Annotated in this window: 3 protein-coding genes; all 3 read left to right on the top strand. The window is 71.8% G+C overall.

Annotated elements, in window-relative coordinates; genetic code table 11:
* Nucleotides 1-157: 157 nt before the first annotated feature.
* The 3 genes from V5O46_RS04795 to V5O46_RS04805 all read left to right on the top strand — a co-directional run bounded on the left by V5O46_RS04795 (nucleotide 158) and on the right by V5O46_RS04805 (nucleotide 9,987).
* The gene (locus V5O46_RS04795; RefSeq protein ID WP_332883129.1) at nucleotides 158-1,687 is read left to right on the top strand and encodes a UDP-N-acetylglucosamine 1-carboxyvinyltransferase; all 1,530 of its coding nucleotides are present in this window, start codon (nucleotides 158-160) and stop codon (nucleotides 1,685-1,687) included.
* Between the two features lie 419 nt (nucleotides 1,688-2,106).
* Complete coding sequence (locus V5O46_RS04800) at nucleotides 2,107-3,729, top strand: PfaD family polyunsaturated fatty acid/polyketide biosynthesis protein (RefSeq protein WP_332883130.1); 1,623 nt, start codon at nucleotides 2,107-2,109, stop codon at nucleotides 3,727-3,729.
* A gap of 135 nt (nucleotides 3,730-3,864) precedes the next feature.
* Entirely contained in the window at nucleotides 3,865-9,987 is a 6,123-nt protein-coding gene (locus V5O46_RS04805) for an SDR family NAD(P)-dependent oxidoreductase (protein ID WP_408648892.1), read from the top strand.
* Nucleotides 9,988-10,009: the final 22 nt, after the last annotated feature.

Below are 10,009 nucleotides of genomic sequence, written 5' to 3' on the forward strand. Positions count from 1 at the left end.
CACCGCTGCGGAGCAGATACGACATCACCCGATTTGCCATGACCTTCCCGATCGGACCGGCCGCCCGACCAGGCACTTCCCTCCACACCTTGACGGCACGTCACCCGAACGGACCCCCTGAGAGGCACCATCTCATATCTGAGATAGCCTCAACCTCATGGCAGACGACTACCTCGTACGCATCGGCAAGCTCATCCGTGACGCCCGGCAGCACCGCGGCTGGACGCAGGCACAGCTCGCGGAGGCTCTCAACACCAGCCAGAGCGCCGTGAACCGCATCGAGCGCGGTAATCAGAACATCAGCCTTGAGATGATCGCCCGGATCGGCGAGGCGCTGGACAGCGAAATCGTCTCCCTGGGCTACGCGGGGCCGATGCACCTGCGTGTGGTCGGCGGCCGACGCCTGTCCGGCGCCATCGACGTCAAGACGAGCAAGAACGCGTGCGTGGCCCTGCTGTGCGGGTCGCTGCTCAACAAGGGGCGCACGGTGCTGCGCCGGGTCGCCCGCATCGAGGAGGTCTACCGCCTGCTGGAGGTGCTGAACTCCATCGGAGTGCGCACCCGCTGGATCAACGAGGGAACCGACCTGGAGATCGTGCCGCCCGCCGGGTTCGACATGGCGGCCATCGACGCCGAGGCGGCGGTGCGCACCCGCTCGATCATCATGTTCCTCGGCCCGCTGCTGCACCACATGGACCACTTCAAGCTGCCCTACGCAGGCGGCTGCGACCTGGGCACCCGGACCATCGAGCCGCACATGATCGCGCTGCGCCGGTTCGGCCTGGACGTGGCCGCGACCGAGGGCCAGTACCACGCGGTGGTCGACCGCGCGGTCCGCCCCGCCCGCCCGATCGTGCTGACCGAGCGGGGCGACACGGTCACCGAGAACGCGCTGCTGGCCGCCGCCCGCCACGACGGTGTCACGACGATCCGCAACGCCTCCTCCAACTACATGGTCCAGGATCTCTGCTTCTTCCTGGAGGCCCTGGGCGTACGCGTCGAGGGCATCGGCACCACCACCCTCACCGTGCACGGTGTCCCCGACATCGACGTAGACGTCGACTACTCCCCCTCCGAGGACCCGGTCGAGGCGATGAGCCTGCTGGCGGCCGCGGTGGTCACCGAGTCGGAGCTGACGGTCCGGCGCGTCCCCATCGAGTTCCTGGAGATCGAGCTGGCGGTCCTGGAGGAGATGGGCCTCGACCACGACCGCTCCCCCGAGTACTTCGCCGACAACGGCCGTACCCGGCTGACGGACCTCACCGTCCGGCCCTCCAAGCTCGAGGCGCCGATCGACAAGATCCACCCGATGCCGTTCCCCGGCCTGAACATCGACAACGTCCCGTTCTTCGCGGCCATCGCGGCCTCCGCGCAGGGCCAGACCCTGATCCACGACTGGGTCTACGACAACCGTGCGATCTACCTCACGGACCTGAACCGCCTGGGCGGCCGCCTCCAGCTCCTGGACCCCCACCGCGTCCTGGTCGAGGGCCCGACCCGCTGGCGCGCCGCCGAGATGATGTGCCCGCCGGCCCTGCGCCCGGCCGTGGTCGTCCTGCTGGCGATGATGGCGGCCGAGGGCACGTCCGTGCTCCGCAACGTGTACGTCATCAACCGGGGGTACGAGGACCTCGCAGAGCGGCTGAACTCGATCGGGGCGCAGATCGAGATCTTCCGGGACATTTGAGAGCTCTAGGAACAAATACCGTGAACCCCCTCCTGACCTGCACTTATGTGCGCCAGGAGGGAATTCGGCTTCGTCCGTGCGACTTCTCCGGGAGAAGTTCCGGCGGCGGGTGGCGTCCCGCCTGGTGGTGTAGCCGATCAAGTCGCCGGAATCCGCAGGCCAGCGACGGTACTTCCGCGCAACCGGGCGCTCAACTCGCCCCAGCAGGACGCCTCGTAGACGGCCGGCTCGGCGCAGATCGCCTGGGGCCTCGTACCGGAACGCGTAAGGCTTGATCCCCTACACCACGACGCGGGACGTGACCCTGCAAGGCTCCCGATGGGCGGAATATTCGATTCCGATTCATCCGTTTGTCGCGTAACCGCAGCTCGTGATGGTCGTAGAACAGATGCGGACATCAGAGAGGCACCCATCAAGCCATGCACAGCACGCCGACAGCACCGTCACCCACCACGGTCGATCCCCACCAGCACAGACAGCACCGGCTGGAAGCGGAGAGGCTGGGCGCCTTCTCTCCTCAAGGGCTGGTCCGGCTCGTGCACGAGCCGCGCAGTGCGGTTCGGCTGCTGGCCCGGCCGGCGGACGGTGCGCGCGGTGCCGTGCCGCTGACGGTGGCCGCGGACGGATGTACCGAGCTGGGGGTGCTGCCCGGCATCTATCCGGAGTGGCTGGGCGACCGGGGCTTTCTGCAGGCGCACGGAGTCCGCTACCCGTACGTCTGCGGTGAGATGGCCAACGGCATCAGCACCGTCGACCTCGTGGCGGCCCTCACCGCCGGCGGCGTGCTCGGCTTTTTCGGTGCGGCGGGGCTGGCTCCCCGGCGGGTGGAGGAGGCCGTGCTCGCCCTGGGCCGGCGGTGCGGTGACGCCTCCTGGGGTGTCAACCTCATCCATTCCCCTGCCGAGCCGCGGACGGAGGAGGAGACGGTGGAGCTTCTGCTGCGCCATCGGGTGCCGTGCGTCTCCGCTTCCGCGTTCATGGAGCTGACCGCGCCGGTGGTGCGGTGCGCGGTCGCGGGGCTGCGTACCGACCGGGCGGGTGCGGTGGTGCGCGCGCGTCGGGTGTTCGCCAAGGTGTCCCGGCCGGAGACGGCGCGCATGTTCATGTCGCCGGCGCCGCGTGAGCTGCTGGACGATCTGGTGCGCAGCGGCCGGATCAGCGTGCACGAGGCACGGTTGGCGGAGAGCGTGCCGGTGGCCGAGGACGTGACGGTGGAGGCGGACAGTGGCGGTCACACCGACAACCAGTCCCTGACGGCGCTGCTGCTGCGGATCCTTCGGCTGCGTGACGCGGTGGAGCGCGCCCACGGTCGTCGGGTGCGGGTGGGCGCTGCGGGCGGGCTGGGCACGCCGGACGCCGTCGCGGCGGCGTTCGCGATGGGTGCCGCCTATGTGGTGACCGGGTCGGTGAACCAGACGGCGGTGGAGGCGGGCATGTCGCCGCAGGCCAGGCGGCTGCTGGCGGCGGCTGATGTGGATGAGGTGACGATGGCGCCTTCCGCGGACATGTTCGAGCTCGGCGCCCGCGTGCAAGTGCTGTCCAAGGGGACGATGTTCGCTGTCCGGGCGCAGCGGCTCTATGAGATGTACCGCCGTCACTCGGGTCTCGACGAGCTGTCCGGGCCGGACGTGGCCTGGCTGGAGCGTGAGGTGCTGCGCGCTCCGGTGGCGGAGGTGTGGCGGGAGACCGAGCGGTACTGGCGGCGACGTGATCCCGGCCAGTGCGCTCGTGCCGCCACCGACGCCAAGCATCGGATGGCGCTGCTTTTCCGCTGGTACCTGGGGCAGTCCACCCGGTGGGCGATCGAGGGTTGCGCGGACCGGCGCGCCGACTACCAGTTGTGGGCCGGTCCGGCGCTGGGGGCCTTCAACGCGTGGGTGGCGGACAGTTTCCTGGCCGCTCCCGGGGAGCGCACCGTCGTACAGATCGCGCGCAATCTCCTGGAGGGGGCGGCGGTCGTCACGCGCGCGCAACAGCTGCGGACCTGCGGGCTCCCCGTGCCCGACACGGCGTTCCGTTTCGTACCCCGTCCCCTGGCCTGAGCAGTCTTGTCGCCGTGCCGGCCGCTTTACCTGATTTAGGCGCAGAGAGTGATGCAGAGTTCCAGTGAACATGGTGCGGGGCTGGACACGGACACGGGTGGGCGGGCCGCCGGCCCCGGTGCATCGGACATCGCCGTGGTGGGCCTCAGTGCCCTGTTGCCCGGGGCGGACGGTCCTGAGCCGTACTGGCGCAACATCCTGTCCGGCCGTGACCTGATCCGGGACGTTCCGGATACGCACTGGCTGATCGACGACTACTACGATCCGGATCCGCAGGCGGCGGACAAGACGTACGCCAAGCGCGGGGCCTTCCTCGATCCCGTCGCCTTCGACCCTCTGGCCTTCGGTATCCCGCCCAGGGCGCTGGAGGCCACGGACACCACCCAGCTCCTGGCCCTGGTGGCCGCACAGCATGCCCTGGAGGACGCGACCGGCGGGGACCTGAGCCGCCTGGAGCGGGAGCGTGTCGGGGTGGTGGTGGGTACCGGGGTGCTACAGCTGTCGTGCGACATGGCGGCACGAACGCAGCGGCCGGTGTGGCTCAAGGCGCTGCGCGAAGGCGGTATGGACGAGGACTCCGCCCAGCGGATGTGCGACCGCATCGCCGGGCACTACGTGCCGTGGCAGGAGGCGACGTTCCCGGGGCTGCTGGGCAACGTCGTGGCGGGCCGGATCGCCAACCGCTTCGACCTGAACGGCCCCAACTGCACCGTGGACGCCGCCTGTGCCAGCTCGCTGGCGGCGCTGGCCATGGCCACCGACGAACTCGTCCTGGGCCGCTGCGACATGATGCTGGCGGGCGGGGCCGACACCCTCAACGACATCCTGTGGTACCTCAGTTTCAGCAAGACGCCCGCTCTGTCGCCGACCGGAGACTGCCGGCCCTTCTCCGAGAACGCCGACGGCACCATGCTCGGTGAGGGGCTGGTGCTGTTCGCGCTGAAGCGCCTCGCCGACGCCGAACGCGACGGTGATCGCGTCCACGCGGTACTGCGTGGTCTGGGAGCCTCGTCGGACGGCCGGGGCACGGCCATCTACGCGCCCCTGCCCCAGGGGCAGGAGCGGGCCCTGAGGCGCGCGTACGACCAGGCCGGTTACAGTCCACGCACGGTGGAGCTGGTGGAAGCGCACGGTACCGGCACCGCGGCCGGGGACGTGGCCGAGTTCCGTTCGCTGTCTTCGGTGTTCGGGGCCGCCGCCGAGGAGGGGGACCCGCCGTGGTGCGCGGTGGGTTCGGTGAAGTCGCAGATCGGGCACACCAAGGGAGCGGCGGGCGGTGCCGGTCTGCTCAAGGCGATCCTCGCGCTGCGGCACCGTGTCCTGCCGCCGACCTACAAGGTGGGGCGCCCCAATCCGCGGCTGCCTCTGGGGCCACTGTATCTGAACACCGAGGCCCGCCCCTGGGTGCGCGACAGTGCTCATCCGCGCCGTGCGTCGGTGTCCAGTTTCGGGTTCGGCGGGAGCAACTTCCACCTCACGGTGGAGGAGTACCGGCCGCCGGCCGGGTCGCGGGCGTGCCTGCCGCCCCGGGTGGACGCCGCCCCCTGCCACCTCGTCGTACTGGGTGCGGACGACGCGGCGGATCTGGCCGCACGGGCGCGCTCCGCGGCCGCCGAGCGGGCACCGCTGGCCAACAGGGCACGGGCCGCGCAGCTCGCCTTCGATCCGTCGGCGCACGCCCGGCTGGCCGTCGTCGCGGCCGATGCGGAAGAACTGGCCCGGCTGCTGAACGAGGCGGCCGTGCACCTGGACACCGCGCCCGACGCCGCACTGAACGGTACCCGTGGCGTGCACTGTGCGGTGGGCGTCCCCGAGCCGGGGCCGGTGGCGTTCCTCTTCTCCGGGCAGGGCAGCCAGTACCCCGGCATGGGGGGCGGGCTGGCGCTGCACGTGCCGCAGGCGCTGGAGGTGTGGGACCAGCTGGCCGACTGGCGATCGCAGGAGGGGACGGCCCTGCACCACGTCGTCTTTCCGCCGCCCGCGTTCGACGAGCAGGAACGGCACGCGCAGGCGGAGCGGCTGACCGCCACCGAATGGGCGCAGCCGGCGCTGGCCGCTCAGGCACTGGCGCAACTGGCCGTCCTGGACGCGGTCGGTGTGGCCGCCGACTTCCTGGCCGGACACAGCTTCGGCGAACTGGTGGCCCTGCATGCCGCCGGGGTGCTGAGCCGTACGGATCTGCTGGCGGCGGCCCGGCGCCGCGGTGAACTGCTGCGGGACGCGGCCGAGCAGCCCGCTGGGATGACAGCCGTGGGGTGCGGCGCCCGACAGGCCGAGAAGGTGCTGGAGCACTGCGCCGCCGGGGAGGTGTGGGTTGCCAATCACAACAGCCCGGAGCAGACGGTCCTGTCCGGGACGCTGGCGGCCCTGGAGGAAGCCGAGCGTGCCTTCGGCGAAGCGGACATCGTGGTACGGCGGCTGCGGACGAGCGGCGCCTTCCACACGCCGCTGGTGCAGGGCGCGACCGAGCCGTTCTCCGGCTTCCTCGACGGGCTCGTGGTGCGGGGGCCTGACCGTCCCGTCTATGCGAACGCCACGGCCGCCCCCTATCCCTCGCAGCCACAGGAGATCCGGAAACACCTCGCCGGGCATCTGACGTCTCCGGTGCGCTTCGCGGAACAGATCGAGGCCATGTACGAGCGAGGGGTACGCACCTTCGTCGAACTCGGCGCGGGCAACGCACTGACGTCGCTGACGGGCCAGATCCTGCAGGGCCGGACTCATCTCGCGGTGGCCGTGGATCGCCGCGGCGAGGACGCGCTGCGCGGCCTCCACAACGTTCTGGGGGCTCTGGCGGCGCAGGGCCGTCCCGTCGACTTCGCCCCCCTGTGGGCCCATCTCGCCGACCCACCCGTTTCCGCTCCCGCCGACGCCGCAGAGGCTGACGGACCAGCAGCCAGCAGGAGGATCACCATTCTCGGCACGAACTACGGCAAGCCCTATCCGCACTCCGGCGGGCCCCTCAGCGGCACCTCACCGGTCTCCGCCCCGCGGACCGAGGACGCCTCTGCCGCATCGGCCCACGCAGGCCCTGCCCCCGCTCACGGGGTTCTGCCCGCGCAGAGTTCCGCGCCATCGCTGCCGCATACCCCGGCCGCCGTGCCCGCGGCTCAGGGCATCCCCAGTCCGTACGGGTCGCCCTGGCTGCATGCGCTGCAGGAAGCACAGCGGCAGGCCACGGAGACCCACGCGTCGTTCCAGCGCTCGATGGCCGACAGTCACATCGCCTTCCTGCGCACAGTGGAAGCCGTCGTGCACGGCATGTCCGCCGCGCTGGGCACGGCCCCGGCCGCCCTGCCGTCGTCCGCTCTCGCGCCCGGTGCGGCGGTGCAGCCGCATGCCGGGCACGTGAGCGGGCCAGGGTACGAGGCCGCCACGTGGGAGGAGCCCCCGCCCGGACACATGCAGCCCGCCCCCGTCCTGCTGCCCGCTCCCGCACACCCGGCGGCAGCCCCGTCGCCGTTCGCCGCCCCGGACGGAGGGCAGGACGCCTGGCCTGCCGAAGGCGGATTCTCGGCGACGCCGGGTGAGCCGTCCTCGTACGCCGTACCGGTCCCGGGCGAGACGGTGCCACAGGCGTCGGTGATCGCGGTCGCCGAACCGCCCCGCAGCGAGCAGCCCGGCAGCGGGCCTTCCGAGAGCGGACCGGAGTCGGCGGAGGACGCCGTGCTCGATGTGGTCGCCGAGCTGACCGGCTACCCGGCCGATGTCCTCAAGCCGGAGCTGCTGCTCGACACCGACCTGGGTATCGACTCCATCAAGCGGGTGCAGATCCTGTCGTCGCTGCGCAAGCGTTTCCCGCAACTGCCCCGGCTGGACGCGGGGCGAGCCGCCGGGTTGCGGACCCTCGGCGAGGTCGCTGCCGTGCTGAGGGAGAGCCTGCGGGACGAGGAAGACGAACAACCTGCCATAGCGGCGTCCGCGGAGCGACGAGCACCCCGGTGTGAAGCTCTGCCGGAGCAGGCGGACAAGGACCTCCCTCTCCAGCGCCTCCACGTAGCGGCGGCACCGGTTCCCGCTCCGGACATGATGCTGCCCGGCCTTGCGGACCACCCCCTGTTGATCACGGACGACGGGGCGGGGACTGCGGCCGCGCTCGTCGAGGAACTCACCGCGCGCGGCCTGCAGGCGAGCGTGTGCACCGGGGAGGTGCCCGCGGACACGCACGCGCTCGTGTCCCTGGACGGTCTGCGGCCGGTGGACGACATCGACACCGCGTATGCCCTCGCCCGTGGCCTCTTCCGTACGGCACGGCGCATCGCGCCCGCGATGCGGGAGGGCGGCGTGTGGGTCACCGTGCAGGACACCGGCGGCGACTTCGGTCTCGCCGGCACGCACGGGGCACGTGCCGGGCTGGGCGGGATCGCCGGTCTGGCCCGCACCGCCGCCCGGGAGTGGCCGACAGCCCAGGTGAAAGCCGTCGACTGCGCTCGCGGACAGCGCGACGCGCAGGCGATCGCCCGCGTACTGGCCGAGGAACTGCTGCACGGCGGGGCCGCCACCGACGTGGGCCTGCCCGACCACGACGCGCAACGAGTGCTGGTCAGGGTACGGCGGCCTGCCCCGGGGACGGCGCACTCCCCGTCCGAAGGTGACGTCCTTCGACAGGTGCCCGACCCGCAGGACGTCCTGGTCGTCACCGGTGGCGCCCGCGGGGTGACCGCCGAGTGCGTCATCGCGCTGGCGCGGGCCTACCGCCCCAGGCTGCTGCTTCTTGGGCGCAGTGCGCTGCGGGAGGAGCCGCCGTACCTCGGCGCGGCCGGGGATGAACGGGCTGTCCGCACGGCCTTGATCGAGCACGCCCGGCGAGAGGGCGCCGCTCCCGAGCCCGCCCACGCCGCTGCCCGGGCGAGGCAGGTGATGGCAGCGCGCGAGATCACCGCGACCCTCGCCGCCTGCCGGGAGGCGGGGGCCCAGGTGAGGTACGCGGCCGTCGACAGCCGTGACCGCGACGCGCTCGCACGGACCCTGGACGAGGTCAGGGCCGAGTGGGGTCCGATCACCGGTGTTCTGCACGGCGCGGGGGTCCTCGCGGACCGGCGCCTTCAGGACAAGACCGACGAGGAGTTCGACCGGGTCTTCACCACCAAGGTGGACGGCCTGGAGGCGTTGCTGGCGGCCACCGCCCCGGATCCGCTGCGATGGCTGTGCGTCTTCTCCTCCGTCGCGGGCCGCGCGGGCAACGCAGGGCAGAGCGACTACGCGATGGCCAACGAGACGCTCAACCATCTGGTCGCCGTACACGCCGGCGCGCATCCCGGGCTGCGCGCCAAGGCCCTGGTGTGGGGTGCCTGGGACGGCGGGATGGTGACTCCGCATCTGGCCGAGTACTTCGCGTCCGCCGGGACACCGCTCATCAGCCGGCCCGCCGGGGCCCGGGCCCTGGTGGAGGAACTCGCCCAGGAGGGCCCCGTCCAGACGGTCCTGGTCCCGCATGCGGCGGGTACCGAGCTGGTGCCTGCGGAGGTCGGCGCACCGCTGGCCGAACTGCGGGTCGGGGCCGGCAGCCACCCGCACTTCGCGGATCACGCGGTGGGCGGCCGTCCGGTGGTGCCCCTGGCGTATGTGGCGGAGTGGTTCGCCCGGCTGCTGCGCGAGCACGATCCGTACGCGCCCGTCGAGCTGAGCGACCTTCGGGTCCTGCGCGGCATCGCCCTGGAGGACTTCGGCACCGCGGAGCGTCGCCTGCTGGTCCATCGCGTCCGGACCAACAGGTGGCCGGAAGCCTGGCAGTTGCAGGGGCACGGCGATGGCGATGGCGCAGCCCATTACGGCGTCACACCGGACGGTGCCCCGACCGCGGACCGGTTCGGCGTGGAGAGCGGCACCTTCGCACAGGATCTGGGACCGCTGCCGCGGACCGAGCTGTACGACGGGCATGTCCTCTTCCACGGTCCCGCCTTCCAGGTGGTGCGCGGCTTCGAGGGGGTCGGTCCGTCGGGTGCGCGCGGCGAGCTGGCGGGTGTGCGGCGCATGGGCTGGCGGCCGGAGCCGTGGATCACCGATCCGGCAGCCGTCGACGGTGCCCTGCAACTGGCCGGGCTGTGGGCCGAGCACCTGCTGGGCGGTCCGACCCTGCCCATGGGCATCGGCCACTTCCGCTGGCACCGGCCCGGGCCGGTCGCGGGCACCGTGCCGTGCACGGTGTACGCCGGAGAGGCCGACGACGGGCTCGCCGGCTGTGACGTCCTGCTGGGCAGTCCCGAGGCGCCGGTCGCCGAACTCCTGGGCGTACAGCAGGTCCTGCGCCCATCATGACCACGTTGCCTCCGCCGGCACC

Origin of the sequence: Streptomyces poriticola (assembly GCF_036689765.1) — a bacterium.
Taxonomy (GTDB): Bacteria; Actinomycetota; Actinomycetes; order Streptomycetales; family Streptomycetaceae; genus Streptomyces; species Streptomyces poriticola.